This window comes from Phycicoccus sp. M110.8, from assembly GCF_032464895.1.
Taxonomy (GTDB): domain Bacteria; phylum Actinomycetota; class Actinomycetes; order Actinomycetales; family Dermatophilaceae; genus Pedococcus.
The window spans coordinates 2067327-2085024 of the sequence record NZ_JAWDIC010000001.1 but is presented as its reverse complement, the minus strand read 5'-3'; the positions used below and the strand labels follow the sequence as shown (position 1 = coordinate 2085024).

Annotated in this window: 16 protein-coding genes; 5 read left to right on the top strand and 11 right to left on the bottom strand. The window is 74.0% G+C overall.

What is annotated here, in order from left to right; translation table 11 throughout:
• Positions 1–51: 51 nt before the first annotated feature.
• Both RKE38_RS09920 and RKE38_RS09915 read left to right on the top strand, forming a co-directional pair.
• Positions 52–2001, top strand: coding sequence for a hypothetical protein (locus RKE38_RS09920; protein ID WP_316007260.1), 1950 nt, complete (start codon positions 52–54; stop codon positions 1999–2001).
• The gene (locus RKE38_RS09915; protein ID WP_316007259.1) at positions 1998–3194 is read left to right on the top strand and encodes an NAD-dependent epimerase/dehydratase family protein; all 1197 of its coding nucleotides are present in this window, start codon (positions 1998–2000) and stop codon (positions 3192–3194) included. The genes RKE38_RS09920 and RKE38_RS09915 overlap by 4 nt, the downstream gene beginning before the upstream one ends.
• Here the strand turns inward: RKE38_RS09915 and RKE38_RS09910 are convergent.
• The 6 genes from RKE38_RS09910 to RKE38_RS09885 all read right to left on the bottom strand — a co-directional run bounded on the left by RKE38_RS09910 (position 3142) and on the right by RKE38_RS09885 (position 9183).
• On the bottom strand, positions 3142–3840 hold the full coding sequence (locus RKE38_RS09910; protein ID WP_316007258.1) for a hypothetical protein: 699 nt from the start codon (positions 3838–3840) through the stop codon (positions 3142–3144). The genes RKE38_RS09915 and RKE38_RS09910 overlap by 53 nt on opposite strands.
• Entirely contained in the window at positions 3837–4874 is a 1038-nt protein-coding gene (locus RKE38_RS09905) for a hypothetical protein (RefSeq protein ID WP_316007257.1), read from the bottom strand. Before RKE38_RS09905 ends, RKE38_RS09910 begins: the two co-directional genes overlap by 4 nt.
• Entirely contained in the window at positions 4871–5560 is a 690-nt protein-coding gene (locus RKE38_RS09900) for a hypothetical protein (protein ID WP_316007256.1), read from the bottom strand. The genes RKE38_RS09905 and RKE38_RS09900 overlap by 4 nt, the downstream gene beginning before the upstream one ends.
• A 7-nt stretch (positions 5561–5567) precedes the next feature.
• Complete coding sequence (locus tag RKE38_RS09895) at positions 5568–6026, bottom strand: hypothetical protein (RefSeq protein WP_316007255.1); 459 nt, start codon at positions 6024–6026, stop codon at positions 5568–5570.
• On the bottom strand, positions 6026–7264 hold the full coding sequence (locus RKE38_RS09890) for a hypothetical protein (protein ID WP_316007254.1): 1239 nt from the start codon (positions 7262–7264) through the stop codon (positions 6026–6028). Before RKE38_RS09890 ends, RKE38_RS09895 begins: the two co-directional genes overlap by 1 nt.
• A 212-nt stretch (positions 7265–7476) precedes the next feature.
• Positions 7477–9183, bottom strand: a complete 1707-nt coding sequence (locus RKE38_RS09885) for an AMP-binding protein (protein WP_316007253.1) — start codon at positions 9181–9183, stop codon at positions 7477–7479.
• 87 nt (positions 9184–9270) lie between these two features.
• Between RKE38_RS09885 and RKE38_RS09880 the strand changes: the two genes are divergently transcribed.
• A complete protein-coding gene (locus tag RKE38_RS09880; protein ID WP_316007252.1) occupies positions 9271–10923 on the top strand; it encodes a RecQ family ATP-dependent DNA helicase in 1653 nt (550 codons plus the stop codon).
• Here RKE38_RS09880 and RKE38_RS09875 read toward each other — a convergent pair.
• Positions 10920–11405, bottom strand: coding sequence for a MarR family winged helix-turn-helix transcriptional regulator (locus RKE38_RS09875; protein WP_316007251.1), 486 nt, complete (start codon positions 11403–11405; stop codon positions 10920–10922). The two genes, RKE38_RS09880 and RKE38_RS09875, sit on opposite strands and share 4 nt — an antisense overlap.
• 22 nt (positions 11406–11427) lie before the next feature.
• Between RKE38_RS09875 and RKE38_RS09870 the strand changes: the two genes are divergently transcribed.
• Positions 11428–12840 (top strand): MFS transporter, encoded by a 1413-nt coding sequence (locus RKE38_RS09870; RefSeq protein WP_316007250.1) that lies wholly within the window; start codon positions 11428–11430, stop codon positions 12838–12840.
• Between the two features lie 43 nt (positions 12841–12883).
• The gene (locus tag RKE38_RS09865) at positions 12884–13453 is read left to right on the top strand and encodes an isochorismatase family protein (protein ID WP_316007249.1); all 570 of its coding nucleotides are present in this window, start codon (positions 12884–12886) and stop codon (positions 13451–13453) included.
• Positions 13454–13529: 76 nt separating this feature from the next.
• Here the strand turns inward: RKE38_RS09865 and RKE38_RS09860 are convergent, their stop codons facing one another.
• The 4 genes from RKE38_RS09860 to RKE38_RS09845 all read right to left on the bottom strand — a co-directional run bounded on the left by RKE38_RS09860 (position 13530) and on the right by RKE38_RS09845 (position 17576).
• Positions 13530–14732, bottom strand: a complete 1203-nt coding sequence (locus RKE38_RS09860) for a pyrophosphate--fructose-6-phosphate 1-phosphotransferase (protein ID WP_316007248.1) — start codon at positions 14730–14732, stop codon at positions 13530–13532.
• A gap of 117 nt (positions 14733–14849) precedes the next feature.
• Complete coding sequence (locus RKE38_RS09855) at positions 14850–15713, bottom strand: L,D-transpeptidase (protein WP_316007247.1); 864 nt, start codon at positions 15711–15713, stop codon at positions 14850–14852.
• Positions 15710–16633, bottom strand: a complete 924-nt coding sequence (locus RKE38_RS09850; protein WP_316007246.1) for a M15 family metallopeptidase — start codon at positions 16631–16633, stop codon at positions 15710–15712. The genes RKE38_RS09855 and RKE38_RS09850 overlap by 4 nt, the downstream gene beginning before the upstream one ends.
• Positions 16634–16694: 61 nt before the next feature.
• Entirely contained in the window at positions 16695–17576 is an 882-nt protein-coding gene (locus tag RKE38_RS09845) for a LytR C-terminal domain-containing protein (protein ID WP_316007245.1), read from the bottom strand.
• Between the last annotated feature and the right edge of the window lie 122 nt (positions 17577–17698).

Below are 17698 nucleotides of genomic sequence, written 5' to 3'. Positions count from 1 at the left end.
TATGGCACCGAGGCCTTCCGCGGGCGAGGGATGCGCTGCTTTCATGGACGCGTGGCACCGGACGGTGTCGTGAGCCGGGAACCGCCTGCCTGCACCGTGGTCAGCGGTGGAGGCGTCGCGGGCCTGGCCGCCGCGTGCGACCGCCTCGGGGTCGAGCCCGCCGGCCCCGCCGTCGTCCTCACCCGTGTCAGCCCGCCCACCCCCGCGAGCGCCGCGGTCGTCCACACCGTCGTCGACCTGCTCCACCAGCGCGGTTGCGACGACGTGTCCGTCGGTGTACGGCTCACCGTCGGCGACCACGACCGGGGACACCGCTCCGCCACCCTGCTCGCGGTGGACGCCGGCCTCACCGGGCGCACCGACGAGGGACGGTCGTATGCCGTCGTCGACCTGGCCGACGACCTCGTGACGGCGCCGGTGCCCGACACGGCCGTGCTCTCCGGGCAGCTGTGCAGCGCCGTGTGGGCAGCAGCCCGCACGCGGGTGGTGGTCGGCCGTGCCGTCACCGACCTCGTCGACGGGTTCGCCGGGTCGCTGGAGACCCTGCTGGGAGCGGCCCCCGAGGTGGCCGGGGCCGAGCCGGCGGACGTCGCCGTCGACCTTCTGGCCCGCCTGCCGCCCACGCTGGTGGTCGTCGACGCGCTGGCGCCGGCGGGCGGCGTCGACGGGGCCCGGTTGCCTGCACCCGCGGACTCCGGGGCCGCCGGCGGCGTCCTCGTGGTCGCCACGGACGCGGTCCTGGCGGACACCTGCGTCGCCGCGCTCCTCGGTCAGGACCGCGGCGCCTCGCGCCTCGTGGGCCGCGCCGTGGAGCGGCTCGGGGCCTCACCCGGTCGGCTGGAGGGCCGGGTGCCCGCCCCGTCGCGGCCCCTGGGTCCGCACCCGCGCCTGCGGGCGGCCGCTGCGGCGCTCGCCGCCGAACCGAGGCTCGAGCGGGTGCTCAGGGCGGCCGTCGGCGGCCACGACGAGGGCGGCGAGCCGGCCGACCCGGTGCTGTCGGCCCTGCGCAGCCTGGTCACCCCACTGGTCGAGGCGGCGGACGACCCCGCCGGGCAGCTGGCCCTGGAGTCGCTCCTCACCCTCGCCCACGGCGTCGCGGGCTCGGCCCGGGCCTGGGCGGTCTCCGCGGACAAGGAGGCGGTCGACCGGCGCGAGGTCCCGCTCGGGTTCGACCCCGCGGACTGGCCGGGCGAGGCGTACGACGGGTTGCCGGCGTTCCTCGCACCGTTCGAGGCGCTGCTCGACGGCACCGGGCCCAACGCCGACGGGATGCGGTGGCGGCTCGTCGACGGCGCGACGGTCTTCGAGGTGTCCCGCGAGGTGCCGGCGGACTTCGACGCGTGGGTCGCGCGGGTCGACGTGGCGGCCGGGATCAGCCTGATGGCCGACTACCTGGGCGGACGACGGGTCGCCGTGCCGGGCAGCCCCGACCCCGGCGCGACGCGGCAGGCCGAGCGCAACCTCTACCTCCCCCAGCCGAACTGGGTGGCGGCCTGGGGCGGCCGCGCGATCGACGTCGGCAAGATCGAGCTCGTGGAGCGGCGCGCGGACGAGCACCGCCTGACCTGGCGGACCGTGTTGAGCCCCAACGGGTCTGCCACCTACGACGACGGGCTGCTCAGCTTCCGGCGCAGCGGCCGCGGGACCCGGGTCACCGTCCGCGGTCGCCAGCTCTTCTCCCTGCCACCGGCGTGGGCCGGGGTGGACCTCGACCTGTGGCCCGAGGTGCGCACCCCCCTGCTGGAGGAGGCCTACCGCCGGTTCTTCACCACGACCTTCGACAACCTCGAGGCCTGCTTCGAGGGGCGGGAGTTCCGCATCGGCCGACCGCCACCCGACCCGGGCGAGCCCCTGCTCACCCGGTCGGTGGAGCTGCTCCTCTCCGCCGCGCGGGAGTGGGTCGCCGACCGCACCGGCTCCCGCGAGCCGACCGCCGGCGACCCGGCACAGGGGCCGGTCGTCGACGACCACGGCTTCACCCACGTCCGGGGACCGCGATGAGGGTGGCGGTCACCGGGGCCACCGGGATGGTCGGCACGCAGATGGCGGCGGCAGCGATCGCGCACGGGCACGAGGTCGTGGCCGTGACACGCGACCCGGGACCCCCGGTGCCCGTGACCGGCGGTGCCACGGTCGCGCGACGCGTCGCCCCGCTCACGGATCCCGACGCCCTGCGCCGGGCGTTCGCCGGCTGTGACGCCGTGGTGCACTGCGCCGCCGTCTACGCGTTCGGGGCAGCGCGGGCGCAGGAGGTGGGACGGGTCAACGTCGAGGGCACCACCTCCGTGGTGCACGCCGCTGCAGACGCGGGGCTGGACCGGGTGGTGGTGACGAGCTCGAGCGTGACGCGCGGCTCGAGCCTGCTCCCCGTCGCCCGCACCGAGGACGACCGGCTCGGGGACGAGCCGGCTCCCGCCTACTACGCGAGCAAGGTGGCGCAGGAGGAGGCGGCCCTCGCGGCCGGACGGGTGCACGGCATACCGGTCGTCCTCGCCCTGCCCACCGTCGTCCTCGGCGGCCCGTTCACCCGCCTGGCCCCCAGCAACGCCATCGTCCTGCGCTACCTGCTCGACCCGACCCGCAGCACCTTCCCCGGCGGCTGCAACGTCGTCGACGCCCGCGACGTGGGCGCCGGCCACGTCGTCCTGCTCGAGCGGGGCGAGCCCGGCGAGCGCTACCTGCTCGGCGGTGAGGACGTCACCTGGCGGACGCTGCACACCCTCGTCTCCGAGCTGGCCGGGCTGCCCGGGCCCTTCGCCGAGCTCCCCGCCGCGAGCGCGTGGGGCATCGCCGCCGTCACCGAGTGGTGGGCCAGCCTCACCGAGCAGCAGCCGCTGTCGACCCGCGACGAGGCGAGCACCGTGGGGCGCCACTACTGGTACTCCAGCGCCAAGGCGCACGAGCTCGGGTATGCCGCGCGGCCGGCGCGCGAGGCCGTCGCCGCCTCGCTGGCCTGGCTGGCCGTGAGCCGCGACCTGCCGCGCTGGGCGCGCGAGGGACTGCGGCTGCACCCGGACGTGCGGTCCGCCCGGGCGCTGGTGCCCGCGCCCCTCGGCGACGCCCCGGAGGGGGCGGACGCCCCGGAGCCCGGCGCCGCCGGGTCGGCCGCGAGGGGTCCGGCACCGGGTGCCGCCGGTTCGGTCAGGCCACGACCTCGACGGTCACCTCCAGCGTGGCCTCGTCGCCCCCGCTGACCTCGACCGTCCCCTCGTAGCGGTCGCCGACCGCCGCGTCGGCCGCATCGAGGTCGACCTCGAGTCGCACCGGGTGGTCCCCACCGGGGGGCACCGTGACGTGCTCGGGGTCGACCCGGAGCCGGGCTGCCACGAGGGCGCCCCCGGTGTCACGCAGGTCGCTCGGGGTGAGCTCCACCCGGCGGGCGCGGGTGTGCCGGTTGACGACGGTCACGGTGGCCTGTGCGGTCTGGCCGAGCACTCCGCGCAGGACCACCGCCGAGCGGCGGGTGCCGTCAGGCGCACCCTCGGCCGGAGGCGGACCGCCCGCGGACGATCCCCTGGTCGCCCTGTGGTCCCTGCCTCGCGAGCCGGCTGCCGAGGCCTCGCTCACCACGCGCGCCGCGCTGCGCGTGCCGAGGGCGAGCAGCTCGCTGGCGTAGTCGAGCCCGAGCGCCCCGACCTCGCGCCAGTAGCGCGCACCCTCGCGGCTGACGGCGTCCAGGTACGCGCGGCCCGCGCTCGACCGGTCGACGTCGCCGCTCAGGGTGGCCCGGCCGAGCTCCAGCGACTGCTTCGCCAGCGTCGCCTGCGCCTGCAGCGCCTGCCTGGCGAGCTCAGTGATCCGCGAGAGCGTCTCGTCGGTGCCGGTCGTGCGCTCGCTCACCGGTGCCCCCCGTCGCAGCACCCGCAGCCGCACCCCACGTCGACCGGGTCGCACCCGGCCGGCAGCACCACGAGCGCCACCCGCTGGGGACGGCCGCAGCCCTCGAACCGCACGTCGGCGTACGCCGTGGAGCACGAGTCCACGTCCACGCCCCGCAGGACGGACACCTGCCGCACCGCCTCCTCCGCCACGTCGGCGGTGGTGCGCGCCCGCTCGTCCTCGGCTGGAGCAGCCTGTCCCGGCTTCCCCGCTTGCTCGGTCGCGGTGTCGCCGGCCTGCTTCGAACCCGTCGCGGTGACGAGCAGCCGCACGACGCGGTCCTCGCACGGGGCGAGCGTGAGGCTCGTGTCCTCGAGGCGCGCACGGACCTCGAGCTGGTCGCCTCCGCAGGCGTGCCACGGCCCGACCTCGAGGGTGACCTCGCGCTCCCGGCGCCACGGGTTGTGCAGGCGGAACGGCACGACGCGGACCTCGCCCGCGCGCGCCCGCACGACCACGTCCGCCTCCGGGACGCAGCAGTCGCAGGGCCCGGCACAGCAGCCGTGGACGTGCTCGCGTCCCCCGCAGGCGCACCCGTGGCCATGGCCGTGGTCCCCGCACCCGCAGCCGAGCTGATGGTCGTCCGGGCGCTCGTGCCCGTGGTGCTCGTGGCCGTGGTGCTCGTGGCCGCGGCCGTCGCCGCACCCGCAGCCCTCGTGGTGGCGTGCGTGCTCGTGGCCGCGGCACTCCCCGCACGCGCAGCCCTCGTGGTGGTGCCCGGCGCGCTCCTCCCAGCCGTGGTGGTGGGGCTCGTGGCCAGGGTGGCTGCCGGGCCGGTAATCGCGCCCCGCGGTGTCCCCCCGTCCCACGACGCGGGGCGGCGAGCCGGGCTGCACCCGCGGCATACCGAGGGCGTCGGCGCCCGCGTCCGCGACCGGCTGCCACGCCCGCGCCCACTGCTCCCAGGCGGTGGTCGACTGGTCCGCCCACTGCTGCACGGCCTCGGCGAGGCCGGTGCGCAGCGTCGTGAGGTACTCCGGTGCCGTGGTGCTCATGTCAGCTCCTCCGATGTGGTGCGGGGCAGGACGACGACCTCGAGGTCGGCGGTCCCGACGGGGATGCGGGCGACGTGTCGCCGGGTGGGGTCGAGCTCGTCGGGCACGGTGAGCTCCGCCGCGACGCTCACGATGGCGCCGGGCTCGACGGTGGTCGGGTCGAGCACCGTGAGCGAGACGTCGGGTCCCGGGTCGGGGCCGCCGTCGTCGGTCCGCGCCCGGGTCAGGGCGGCCAGGGGGATGTCGACGTTGCCGTGGTTGACGAGGGTGAGGGGGACGCGCTGGCGTCCCGGGACGGCCAGCACGCGGGAGGGGCTCAGGTGGAGGTCCAGCTCCGGCTCGACCAGGACGCGCACCGGCCGGCGGGTTCCGCCGACCTCCAGCTCGGCCTCGAGCTCACCGGGCGGCGTCGTCCGGGAGAGGCTGACCGACACGGGCACCGAGGCGGTCGTCCCCGGCGAGATCAGGGCCGTCGCCAGGCCGGGCACCGGCTCCTGCCCGGACCGGTGGAGGACTGCTCCGCGCACCGACACCCGCTCGGAGACGGCGTTCTCGACCGAGACCGTGGCGTGCAGCCGGCCGGGTGGGCCGGTGAGGACGATCTCGTCGGCGACCGATGCCGTCCTGGCGCGGTCGGCGCGCGGGGCGTCCTTGCGAGGGGTGGGCTTGCGGCGGCTGGTCGGCATCGCGCGCTCACAGGTCGATCACGACGGGGCCGTGGTGCTCGGGGCGGATGTGCGCGGTGGCACGCCCCCGGACGGTCAGCGAGAACAGCTCCAGGCCCAGGACCGACCAGCCCCACGTCTGCTCGTACGGTGTGCACACCTCGGTGGCGGGCGGCGGCCCCAGCTCCAGGCGGACGCACGTGTCGACGGCCACCGGCTTGAGGTCCACCGACGACGTCGTGTCCACGCTCGACCGGCTCTCGAGGTTCGAGGTGGTGTTCACCGTCGAGGTGGTCGTCACCGGCTCGAGGGTGATCGTCGCGTCGGAGTGCACCGTGTTGGTGCCGTTGTTGGTGTTGGTCGTCCCGCCGGCCAGGGTGAGCTTCATGTCGTCGAGCCCGGTGAGGGTGGAGGTCACGTCGGCGTTCACGTCGGAGCTGACGGTGCTGCCCCCGTACACGGTGGTGTCGATGCTGTAGTTGGCCATCAGGGCTCTCCTGCGGTGGGCGCGGGTGGGCTGACGAGGTAGGAGTGGTGGAACCCGAGGCGCGGGTCGCCGAACGCGCCCACCCTCGGGTCGAGGTCCTGCAGCTCCGGCATGACGACGCGGTCGCGCAGCTCCAGCGAGGGGTAGTCGTAGACGGTGATGTGGTTCTGCCCGCGGTTGGCGGTGAACAGCAGCGTCTGGTCGGCCGACAGCTGGCACGCGTAGATGCCGTCGACGAACGCGCCACGGCTCACCCGCAGCGACTCGGCATACAGGTGGCTGTTGCCGAAGACGTTGCCGCGCATGAACGCCTCGGCGACCGTCGACGCGCTCTGGCGCGTCAGCGCCAGGCTCTCCAGCGCGCCCGGGTGCTCGTCGATGAGGCGGTGGTGGCTCAGCGTGAGCAGGTCGACGAGGACGACGGTGTGGCTGCCGCCGGTGCAGAAGATCAGCTCGGAGTCGGAGATGGTGACGTCGGAGTTGACGTGGGCCGGCAGGTCGCGGTCGGCGGCCCAGTGTCGCACGACGCGGCCGTCCTCGGCGTCGATCTCGAAGGCGTACTGCCGCAGCCACGCCATCCCCCAGTGCTCGTAGTCGCTGCGGTCGGCGGGGTGCACCCGGAACGAGATCGCGTAGAAGACGTCGAGCACCGGGTGGCACATGACGTGCCAGCAGGTGGTCGGCAGCGGCACGCGCCGGACCTCGCCGGTGACGGTGTCCAGGATCCCGACCTCCTTGGCCTCACCGCGGGTCGGGTGGTCCATCCCGCCGTAGACGACGTAGCGGCCGGAGGCCGTGCGCTTCATGGCGTGCGGGATCTTGAGCTGGTGTGGCGCGACCTGCTCGGCCTTGGTGAGCCGGTTGACGTCGAACGTCCACAGGTGCTCGCCGATCGAGGTGACGAACTGCGTGTCGTCGAGCCAGACGAGGTGGGTGCTGCCCTTGATCGTCGTGTCCGGCACCTCGAACCGCAGGGTGGAGACCCGGTCTGCCTCCTCGAGCGTGGCGAGGTCGTAGAAGAGCAGGTGCTGGCCGGTGTTGCCCAGGAACCCGATCCGGCGGCTGGGGTCGACGCTCGGCGCGTGGCCCCCGGAGGCGCCGTCGAAGTAGGTGACCTTGTACGCGTGGTCGCCGGTCACGGGGTCGTAGTGGAACAGGCACACGCCGGCTCGGCCCTCGAGCCCGTTCAGCCCGTTGCCGTCGAGGGCGACGTGGAACGCATATGGGTAGGTGCGCATGTGCCCCCGGCCCGCTTGCCCCGGTCGTGCGGTCGGCGGCCCTGGCGGAACCACCGCACTTCACGCTACTCGCGACCGAACCGGCCCGACAGGGGTCAACGACGCCCGACTCCGGTCAACCGCGCGCTCGTCAGGCCTTTTTGCCCGCTATCTGCGCATTTCCCCCAAGACCATTGCGCCGCAACGGATTGCGTCGCCCACGAGTCACAGGCTCAGCGGAACAGCTCGGGGAACTGGTCGTCGCGGAACTCCTCCGACAGTGACGTCCCGCCGTCGTACGCCCGCTGCTCCCGGTCGCGCAGCTCGACCCGGCGGATCTTGCCCGAGATGGTCTTGGGCAGCTCGTAGAACTCGACCCGGCGCACGCGCAGGTACGGCGCGAGGTTGGCGCGGGCGTGGGCCAGGATCGACTTCGCGGTCTCCGCGTCGGGTGCGTGCCCCGCCGCGAGCGCGATGTATGCCTTGGGCACGGCCAGGCGGGTGGGGTCCGGCGCCGGGACGACGGCAGCCTCGGCCACGGCCGGGTGCTCGATGAGGACCGACTCCAGCTCGAAGGGCGACACCTTGTAGTCGCTCGCCTTGAACACGTCGTCGGTGCGCCCGATGTAGGTGATGTAGCCGTCCTGGTCGCGCTGGGCGACGTCGCCGGTGTGGTAGAAACCGCCCGCCATCGCCTCGGCCTGCCGCTCCTCGTCGCCGAGGTAGCCGGTCATCAGGTTGACCGGGTGCTGCGACAGGTCGAGGACGATCTCGCCCTCGTCCGATCGCTTACCGGTCAGGGGGTCCACGAGCTCCACCGGGACACCGGGCATGGGGCGGCCCATCGACCCCGGCTTGACCCGGTCGCCGGCGATGTTGCCGACCTGGAGCGTGGTCTCGGTCTGGCCGTAGCCGTCACGGATGGTGAGCCCCCACGCCTTCTCGACCTGGGTGATGACCTCCGGGTTGAGCGGCTCCCCGGCGGCCAGCAGCTCCCGCAGCGATCCCCTGCCCTCGGCGCCGCCGAGGTCGGCCTGGATCAGCATGCGCCACACCGTCGGTGGTGCGCAGAACGTCGTCACGCCCGCGCGTCGGATCTGCCCGAGCAGTGCCGCGGCGTCGAACCGGGCGTAGTTGAAGACGAAGATCGTGGCCTCGGCGATCCACGGGGCGAAGAAGCAGGACCAGGCGTGCTTGGCCCACCCGGGCGAGCTGATGGCCAGGTGCACGTCGCCGGGCCGGACGCCGATCCAGTACATCGTCGACAGGTGCCCGACGGGGTAGGACACCTGGGTGTGCTCGACCAGCTTGGGCTTGCTGGTCGTCCCCGACGTGAAGTAGAGCAGCAGCGGGTCCGAGGGGGCTGTGGTGGTCTCGAACGGGTGGCCCTGCACGGCATACGCATCGGCGTAGGAGTGCCACCCCTGCGCCTCGCCCACGACCACGCGCAGGTAGTCCCCGGGCACCTCGGCGAACTTCGGCGCGTCGGCGGCGTTGGCGACGACCACCTTCGCGCCGCCGCGCTCGACGCGGTCGCGCAGGTCGTTCGGGCCGAGGGCGGCCGTGGTCGGCATGACGACCGCCCCGAGCTTGAAGACGGCCAGCATGGTCTCCCAGAGCTCGACCTGGTTGCCGAGCATGAGCAGCACCCGGTCGCCTTGTGCCACACCGAGATCTGCGAGCCACACGGCCACCTGGTCGGACCGCGAGGCGAGCTCATCGAAGGTGAGCCGCTGCTCGCTGCCGTCCTCCTCGACGATCCACAGGGCGGTGGCGCCGTTGCCGCGGGCGATGGCGTCGAACCAGTCGACCGCCCAGTTGAACCGGTCCCCCACATCGGGCCAGCGGAACTCGCGCATCGCGTCGTCGTGCCGGCCGGAGAGGGAGACGAGCTGGTCGCGGGCTGCGCGGTATGCCGCCGTGGCGGTCGAGGGTGCCATGGCCCGACCCTGCCCCCGCGAGGATGGGTCGCGCAACCATCCGGCCGCGACGTGTGTGGGATCGCGCGGGCTGGGTATGCCGATGCCGTGCCGCCGAAGCCCGCCACCCGCCATCCCGACCAGCGGGACGCCGTCGTCACCCTCGCCCGCGAACGGTTCGACTGGCCCCGGCTGCGCCCCGGCCAGCTCGAGGCCGTCACCTCGGTCCTGGGCGGCCACGACACCCTGGCCGTGCTCCCCAGCGGCGCGGGCAAGTCGGCGGTCTACCAGCTCGCGGGCCTGCTGCTGACAGGCCCGACGTTCGTCGTGTCGCCCCTGGTGGCCCTCCAGGACGACCAGGTCGCGGGACTGGTGGAGCGGCTCGGGGACGAGGCCGCAGTGGCGGTCAACTCCCTGCGCACCGGTGGCCAGGTGGAGGACGCCTGGCGGGCGGTCGGAGAGGGCCGCGCGCACTTCCTCTTCCTCACCCCCGAGCAGCTCGCCGACGACGCGACCGTCGAGCGCGTGGCACGGCTGCGCCCCGCACTGCTCGCCGTGGACGAGGCGCACTGCGTCTCCTCGTGGGGCCACGACTTCCGTCCGGACTACCTGCGCCTCGCCGACGTCCGCGCCCGCCTCGGCGAGCCGGTACTCGTCGCGCTCACCGCGACGGCCGCTCCACCCGTGCGGGCCGAGATCCGCGAGCGCCTGGGGCTGCGCAGTCCCCACGAGGTGGTGGCCGGCTTCGACCGGCCCAACCTGCACCTGGCTGCCCAGCACGTCCTCGAGGAGGCGGCTCGACGCGACGCGGTGCTGGAGTGGGTGTCCGGCGAGCCCGGCGCTGCCCTCGTCTACACCGGGACCCGCAGCGAGACCGAGTGGTATGCCGAGCAGCTGGCCGAGCGGGGCCTGCGCGCGGCCGCCTACCACGCGGGCCGCCGGCGCGCGGACCGCGAAGAGGTGCACCAGGCGTTCCGCGAGGGCGAGCTGGACGTGGTCGTCGCGACCTCGGCGTTCGGCATGGGCATCGACAACGTCGAGGTCAGGACGGTGGCGCACGCCCACCTGCCCGAGTCGGTCGACGAGTACTACCAGGAGATTGGGCGTGCCGGCCGCGGAGGCGACCCCGCCCGGGTGCGGCTGTTCTACCGAACGGAGGACCTCGGGCTGCGCCGCTACCTCGGCAGCGTGCCGTTCGACGAGGAGGCCGTGCGGGCCGTGCTTGGCGCCCTGCCCCCGGACGGGAGCACGATCAAGGCCCTGTCCGAGGCCACGGGTCTCAGCCGCCGGCGGGCCACCGCTGTGGTGGGCCTGCTCGAGGACTGCGGAGGCCTCATGGTGGACGAGGGCCGGAATGTGCGGGCCACAGGCCGTCCCGGCTCCGAACAGGACGTCGTCGCCGCCGCCCGCGATGTCGCCGAGGAGCGGCAGGCGATGGCGCGGTCGCGGCTTGAGATGATGCGCGGCTACGCCGAGGCGCGGGACTGCCGCCGGCGGTTCCTGCTCGGCTACTTCGGAGAAGACCGGCTCGGGCCGTGCGGCAACTGCGACGCCTGCGACGAGGGGCTGTCCACCAGCGGCGGCGAGCTCGCGAACCGGGAGTTCGACCCCTCGCAACGAGTGGTCCACGACGAGTTCGGTCCGGGGACCGTGATGCACGAGGAGGGCGGCCGGGTGACCGTGCTCTTCGAACAGGCCGGCTACCGCACCCTGGACGTCGAGACCGTGCTCGAGGAGAGGGTGCTGGACGTCCAGCCCTAGGAGTCGGCCATGCGGGTGAGCAGCTCGGCGGCCCGGGCCAGGACCCTCCGGTCCGACTCGGGCAGGTCGTCGAGGCATGCCTGGAGCCACGCGTTGCGACGTGCGCGGGCCTCGCGGGACACCCGGGCACCCTCGGCTGTCGCCGCGATGAGGACGCGTCGGCCGTCGTCGGGGTCGGGGACCCGCTGCGCCAGCCCGGCCCCGGTGAGCCGGTTGACCGCCTGGCTCATCGAGGGCGGGGTCACGCGGTGGTACTGGCTCAGGGCGGTGAGCGTGTGGGGGCCGTACTTCTCGATGCGGGCGAGCACCGACAGGGCCACCTCGCCGAGGTCGCCCTCGACCCGTTCGGAGCGGAACCGGCTGTAGACCCGGCTCACGGCGTGCTTGACGGCGAAGACGAGCTCGTCCTCGTCCTGCCCCGGGGCGGCCGGGGGCGCGGGCCGCTCGCCCTTGCGGCCGCCGGACTTGGCACGGGTCTCCACAGCGCTTAATATACCTAACGTAATGCTTAGTAATCCTAAGGACTCTCCTGCGACCGCGGCGACGCGCCCGGCGCCCGCTGCGGACCGCTTCGACCGGCGGCTCGTCGCGCCGATGGTCCTGGGGTCGGTGCTCAACCCGGTCAACAGCTCGATCATCGCCGTGTCGCTCGTGCCCATCGGCCGCGACCTCGGTGCGGCCCCGGCGCAGACCGTCTGGCTCATCTCGGCGCTGTACCTCGCCACGGCCGTGGGGCAGCCGGTCGTCGGACGGCTCGTCGACCTCGTCGGGCCGCGAGCCGTCTACCTCACCGGCACGGCACTGGTCGGCCTCGCCGGGGTGCTCGGCCTCCTCGCGCCGAGCCTCGGCTGGCTCGTGGTCGCCCGCGTCGTGCTCGGCCTCGGCACCTGCGCCGGGTACCCCAGCTCGATGGACCTGATCCGCCGCGAGGCCGACCGCACCGGGCAGTCGTCACCGGCCGGCATCCTCACCACCCTCGCCGTGGCGAACCAGACCGTCGCCGTCATCGGGCCACCCCTGGGCGGCGCCCTCATCGGGGTGTGGGGATGGCGCTCGACGTTCGCCGTCAACATCCCCCTCTCGCTGGCCTGCCTGGTCCTGGGCTGGCTACGCCTCCCGCGCACCACGAGTCCGGCCTCGGCACGGTCCCGGTCCCTCGCGGGCACCCTCGACCTGCCCGGGATCGCCCTGTTCGCCGGGGCGCTCGTCACCCTGCTGCTGTGGCTCATGCAGCTGCGGACGGCGACGCCGTGGCTACTCGCGGCGGCCGCAGTGCTGGGCGCGGGCTTCGTCGTCGTCGAGCTGCGCAGCGCCGCCCCCTTCGTCGACCTCCGGGTCCTGCGCGGCAACCTGCCCCTGGCACTGACCTACGTGCGGATGATGCTGTCGGCGACCGTCAGCTACGTGGTCCTCTACGGCTTCACCCAGTGGCTCGAGGACGGCCGTGGACTGCAGCCCTCCGTCGCGGGCCTGGTCCTGCTCCCCATGTTCGCCACCGCCATCGTCGTGTCGACCACCACCGGGCGGCACCCCGAGATCCGCGGCAAGCTGCTCGCGGGCGGGGCGGTGCAGGTCCTCGCCACGGTCCTCATGCTGCGCCTGGGTGCGCACAGCAGCGTCGTGGTCCTCGTCGGGATCGTGCTCCTGCTCGGCGTCCCGCAGGGCCTGCTCAGCCTGGCGAACCAGAACGCGGTCTACCACCAGGCCCAGGCCGACCGGATCGCCTCGTCCGCCGGGCTGCTGCGCACCTTCATGTACTTCGGCGCCATCGTGGCCTCGTCCGCGAGCGGCCTGTTCCTCGGCGCCTCCGCCGACACCGCCGGACTGCACGACATCGCCCTCTTCGCCTCCGGCGTGGCCGTTGCCATGCTGGTCGTGACCCTCGCGGACCGCTCGCTCGCCCGGACCGGGACCTGACCACCCCCACCGAACTCCGACCGACCGACAAGGAGCACCGGCCATGCCGCTCACGACCCTCGACCCGCACACCGCCCTGGTCGTCGTCGACCTGCAGAAGGGCATCGTCTCGCTGCCCACCGCCCACGACGCCGACACGGTCGTCCAGCGCAGCGCGGCCCTCGCGGAGGCGTTCCGGGCCGCCGGGCAGCCGGTGGTCCTCGTCAACGTCACCGGCGGCGCCCCGGGGCGCACGGACCAGCAGCAGACCGGTGGCGCCCGTCCCGAGCCGGCCGCGGACTGGGCCGAGCTCGTGGACGAGCTGGGCGTGCAGCCGGAGGACCACCTGGTCACCAAGCAGACGTTCGGCGCCTTCACCGGGACCTCGCTGGAGCAGTACCTGCGCGAGCGCGGCGTCACCCAGGTCGTGCTGACCGGGATCTCCACGAGCGTCGGCGTCGAGTCGACGGCACGGTTCGCCCACGAGCTCGGCTTCAACGTCGTGCTCGTCACCGACGCGATGACCGACCGCAGCCAGGAGTCGCACGACCACTCCGTCGCCTCGATCTTCCCCCGGCTCGGCGAGACGACCACGACCTCGGAGGTCCTGGCGGCACTGGCGGGCCGCGCCTAGCGCCGGAATGCGCCCGGCCCGCGGGCGCGCCAACGCACCGACGCCCCAGCGGTGCCGAGGGCCGGCGGCGCGGCGGCTAGGCCTGGCCGATGTCCCGCAGCAGGCCGGCGAACCAGTCGACCGAGGGGTCGAAGGCCTTGCCGCCCTTGATCCGCTCGAACTCGATCGCGCGCAACTCGTCGCCCCGCTCCTCGTCCTGCCCCACGACGCCGGACTCGCCCCGCAGGGCCGCGTCCACGGCATACGTCGTGCACCGGCGGATGAGCTCGAGGTCGGCGGCGTTGGGGGCGGCCGAGCGGGCGAAGTAGCCGCTCTTCTGCACGAGGACCTTGTCGGCGCCGAGCTGCTCGGCGAACTGCTTGGCGAACCACTGCCCCGGGTTGATGTCGTCGAGCCGCACGTGCCCGAACGGGTCCCGCGGGACGTCCTCCCCCGCCTGCTCCATCGACGCGACGATCTCGGCGACACCCGCGCCCTCGGAGACGAACAGGTTGACGCCGTCGGCGGAGTCCATGAGCCCGCGCAGCCGGCTGGCCTCCTCGGCGATGTCGAACGGCCGCTCCGGCACGTAGACCCCGTGGACGTCCCAGCGCTCGGGCGAGTTCTCCAGCCAGCCGGCGAACTCCGCGCCCTGCACCCAGCGGTGGTGCTCCAGCGCGGTGGCCGCGGTGAGCCAGCCGCAGTTGCGGCCCATGACCTCGTGCACGACGAGCATCCGGGGGCTCGAGGAGTGCTCGGCGACGATGTTGCGCGCGAAGAGCGCGCCCTGCTCGGCTGCGGTCCACGCGCCGAGGGACTGCCGGATCGGGACGACGTCGTTGTCGATCGTCTTCGGCAGGCCCACCACGGTGAGGGTGTGCCCGTGCTCGCGCAGGTATGCCGCGAGGTCGGCCGCGGTGCCGTTGGTGTCGTCGCCGCCGATGGTGTGCAGGACGTCGACGCCGTCGGCCGTGAGCTGCTCGGCCGCGACCTGGAGCGGGTCCTGCCCCTCCTGGACGAGACCGCGCCGGACGCAGTCCTGCACGTTGGTGAGCTTGACCCGGCTGTTGCCGATCGGGCTGCCGCCGAACGCGTGCAGCCGGTGGGCGGCCCTGCGCACCTCGTCGGTGACCTCGACCGAGTCGCCGGTGAGCAGGCCGGCATACCCGTTGCGGTAGGCGATGATCCGCACGTCCGGCGCCACCTCGGTGTAGCGCTCGATGAGGCCGCCCACGGCGGACGACAGGCAGGGGGCGAGGCCGCCCGCGGTGAGCATGGCGACAGTGCGCACGTCGGTCATGCCCTCACTCTGCCAACTCGCCGTCCCGACGACCAGAGCCGTCCGGGGTGCGTCGCGACCGCCCGGCGCGCGTCGCCACCGTCCGGGGTGCGTCGCGACCGGCGGGGGCGGCGGCGGTCAGCTGATCGACATGACGGCGCCGGGGCGTTCCCAGCGGAACACCGCCAGCAGGGACGCCGTCGGCAGCGAGATGCAGCCGGCGGTGCCGCGGCCCTTGTCGACGTGGAAGAAGATCGCCGACCCCCTGCCCGGGGTGCGGGACTCGTTGTAGCCCACCACCTGCGCGTAGTCGTACGCCGGCACCTGCAGGAGCGGCTCGGCGGAGGACCAGCGCCCGTTCGCGGGTTTGCGCTGGTGGGTGTTGTAGAGGCTCGAGGCCGGGTCGTCGACCCACACGTCGTTCGCGTCGACGCGGAACCAGCCCTGCGCGAGGCCCGGGTTGCCGTAGACGCCGAAGCCGCCACGCAGCGGGAAGGTGCCGGCCGGCGTCCGCAGGTCTCCCTCCCGCTTCGACCAGGTGACGCCGTTCAGCCCCACGTGGCCGTAGTACGGACCCAGCTCGAGCCGGTAGGTGCCCGAGACCCGGCGGCAGGCGCGTACGGTCGCCGACGAGCCGGACCCCTTGACCAGCACGACCTGGGTGGCGGTGACGCCGGAGGGCACGCTGCAGCGCGGGCGGGACGACGTCGTCGCGGAGGCCCTGCGCGAGGGGGTGGCCGTCGGCGTCGGGCGCTTCATGGGGGTGCTCCGGGTCGGCTTCGGGGCCGGTGGCCGGGTGGTGGTCGTCGTCGGCGCCGTCGTGGTGGAGGTCGTGGTCGGGGGTGTCGTCGTCGAGGCGGCGCTGCTGGGTGCCGCTGTCGGAGAGACCGAGGGGCCGCCGCCACCGCAGCCGGTGAGCACCACCAGGGCCGCGGCGGCGCCGACGGCGACGAGCGCGAACCGGGACTGGGCGGGCCGGGACGGCCGGGGACGGCGGCTCACCGGTCGAAGTGCTGGTAGTCGGGCTGGGACCACAGGCCGCCCCAGCGCAGGCCCTGGCTCGTGAACGCGCGCACGGCGGCGCTGCCACTGGAGGAGAAGACTCCCGGCGCGGGGTCGCGGCGGTGCAGCCAGTACGGCCCGGGGTAGACCGTGCCGTCGCTGTCGACATAGGGGTTCTCGAAGTCGTTGACGTCGATCGCCGTGCCGTAGGCGTGCTTGCTGTACACCTTGGACGCCTCCTCGCCGCCGACGTAGCGGCAGTTGAAGGCGGAGGTGTTGTCGGCCCGCATGGCCGCGTAGTCGTCGGCCCCCGGCCCCTTGGGGTTCCGGCCCCAGCTCGAGTCCATGGGCCGCATCTGCCGGATCCGGAACCGCAGGTCGTAGAGCCGGGTGAAGCCGGCCGCCGCGGCGTCCGCGATGCTCGCGTTGACGACCACGGCGCCACGTGACCGCTTGCCGTCGAAACCCCAGAAGTTGACCCGCACGTAGCGCAGCTGCGAGCGCCCGACGGGGCACCCGGGCGTCCACGAGTACCCCACCATCCGGGCCCACACGGAGTCAGGGACCGGGCCGACGGTCGCGTTCGCGCCGGCGCCGACCGCCGGCTCGTTGCGCGGGAACCGGACGGACGGCTCGGCGCCGGCCCGCGGCACGGGCAGCAGGGCCCCCGCGGAGGCAGCCGGCGCCCGGCTGGTCGTGGACGGGCGTGGCGGGGTCGACGTCCGCGTCGTCGTGGTGGCCGCCCGGGTGGTGGACGTCCTCGGCGGGGTGGTCGAGGAGGTGCTCGTCGCCGCCGAGGACGTGGCAGCCACCGACGGCGTCGCAGCGGCGGCGGAGCGGTCGGGAGACCCGCCGCACCCGGCCACGAGGGCCACGGCGAGGCAGGCGGGGGCTACGGCATACCGGCGTCGGGACTGCATCGGGACACCACTGTGCCCCGGGCACCCCCGCCCGGCCAAGCCGGGTCCGGCGGGGGCGGACTCAGCCGTCGCTGCAGGGGCGGGCCACCGTCGGGGTCACGGTCCTGGGTCGCGGCGGCAGCGGGGGGACCTCGGCGGCCGGGACGAGCGCGGTGTACTTGTTGCCGATGACGAGGTCGACGGACGCGTCCGGCCGGGTGTCCTTGACGAGCTCGGCGCCGGGCACGTGCTCGGCGAGCAGCGCCGCGTTGAGGTCGCCGAGCTCGCCGTAGCGGATGACGGCGGTGCCGAGCTGCATCGTGCGCAGCGGGTCGTTCGAGACGTCCTTGACCTTGAAGCCGCGGCCCTTGAGCTCGGTCGCGACGACCTTGGCCAGACCGGTCTTGTAGGTCGTGTTGTAGACGTTGACCGCGACCTCGGAGGGGATCGGCTTGAGCCGCGGGGGCAGCGGGACCAGGCCCTTGAACCCGAGCCCGACGACGACGTCGACCGACGTGCCGGCGCGGACGTCCTCGAAGAGCTTGGCGCCGGGGATCTGCTGGGCAGCGAGCAGTGCCTGGTCCAGGCCTGCCGGCCCGTAGTGCACGACGGCGGGCTGGGTGACGTACCAGGAGTCGGGGGCGTTGCTGATCCCGCCGACCTTGAACTGGCGCTTGCCGTAGCCGGCTGCCACCTCGGCGGCGACGCCGGAGCGCCCGGTCGCGTTCATGACGTTGACGGTGAACGACCCGCGGGCGGGCGCCGGCACGACCTGGGGGGTGCAGGCGGGCTTGGGCTTCGGGGGCGTCATGAGGCCGGCGGAGTATGCCGCGGTGATGCTCGCGGTGCCCAGGAGCACGCCGGGCACGGTCACGAACAGCAGGATCTGGCGCAGCCGGTGCTTGCGCCAGACCTCCGTCGCGGTGCGGTCGTCGTCTGAGGCGGTGCGGTCCTCGTCCGTCATGTCTCCCCCTGGCTCTGCTGCGGCGGGGCTTCCGCCAGTCTCTCCGTCTCGAGTCACAATCGTCACACCTGTCACATCAGTACCGTGTCAAGCGACACGCTAGGCCTTCTTTTCGTCACCGA

Bases quoted from the DNA above. Each gene is read 5' to 3' on its own strand.
- RKE38_RS09915 (WP_316007259.1), top strand. From the start codon at position 1,998: ATGAGGGTGGCGGTCACCGGGGCCACCGGGATGGTCGGCACGCAGATG.
- RKE38_RS09905 (WP_316007257.1), bottom strand. From the start codon at position 4,874: ATGAGCACCACGGCACCGGAGTACCTCACGACGCTGCGCACCGGCCTC.
- RKE38_RS09900 (WP_316007256.1), bottom strand. From the start codon at position 5,560: ATGCCGACCAGCCGCCGCAAGCCCACCCCTCGCAAGGACGCCCCGCGC.
- RKE38_RS09895 (WP_316007255.1), bottom strand. From the start codon at position 6,026: ATGGCCAACTACAGCATCGACACCACCGTGTACGGGGGCAGCACCGTC.
- RKE38_RS09890 (WP_316007254.1), bottom strand. From the start codon at position 7,264: ATGCGCACCTACCCATATGCGTTCCACGTCGCCCTCGACGGCAACGGG.
- RKE38_RS09885 (WP_316007253.1), bottom strand. From the start codon at position 9,183: ATGGCACCCTCGACCGCCACGGCGGCATACCGCGCAGCCCGCGACCAG.
- RKE38_RS09870 (WP_316007250.1), top strand. From the start codon at position 11,428: ATGCTTAGTAATCCTAAGGACTCTCCTGCGACCGCGGCGACGCGCCCG.
- RKE38_RS09865 (WP_316007249.1), top strand. From the start codon at position 12,884: ATGCCGCTCACGACCCTCGACCCGCACACCGCCCTGGTCGTCGTCGAC.
- RKE38_RS09860 (WP_316007248.1), bottom strand. From the start codon at position 14,732: ATGACCGACGTGCGCACTGTCGCCATGCTCACCGCGGGCGGCCTCGCC.
- RKE38_RS09850 (WP_316007246.1), bottom strand. From the start codon at position 16,633: ATGCAGTCCCGACGCCGGTATGCCGTAGCCCCCGCCTGCCTCGCCGTG.
- RKE38_RS09845 (WP_316007245.1), bottom strand. From the start codon at position 17,576: ATGACGGACGAGGACCGCACCGCCTCAGACGACGACCGCACCGCGACG.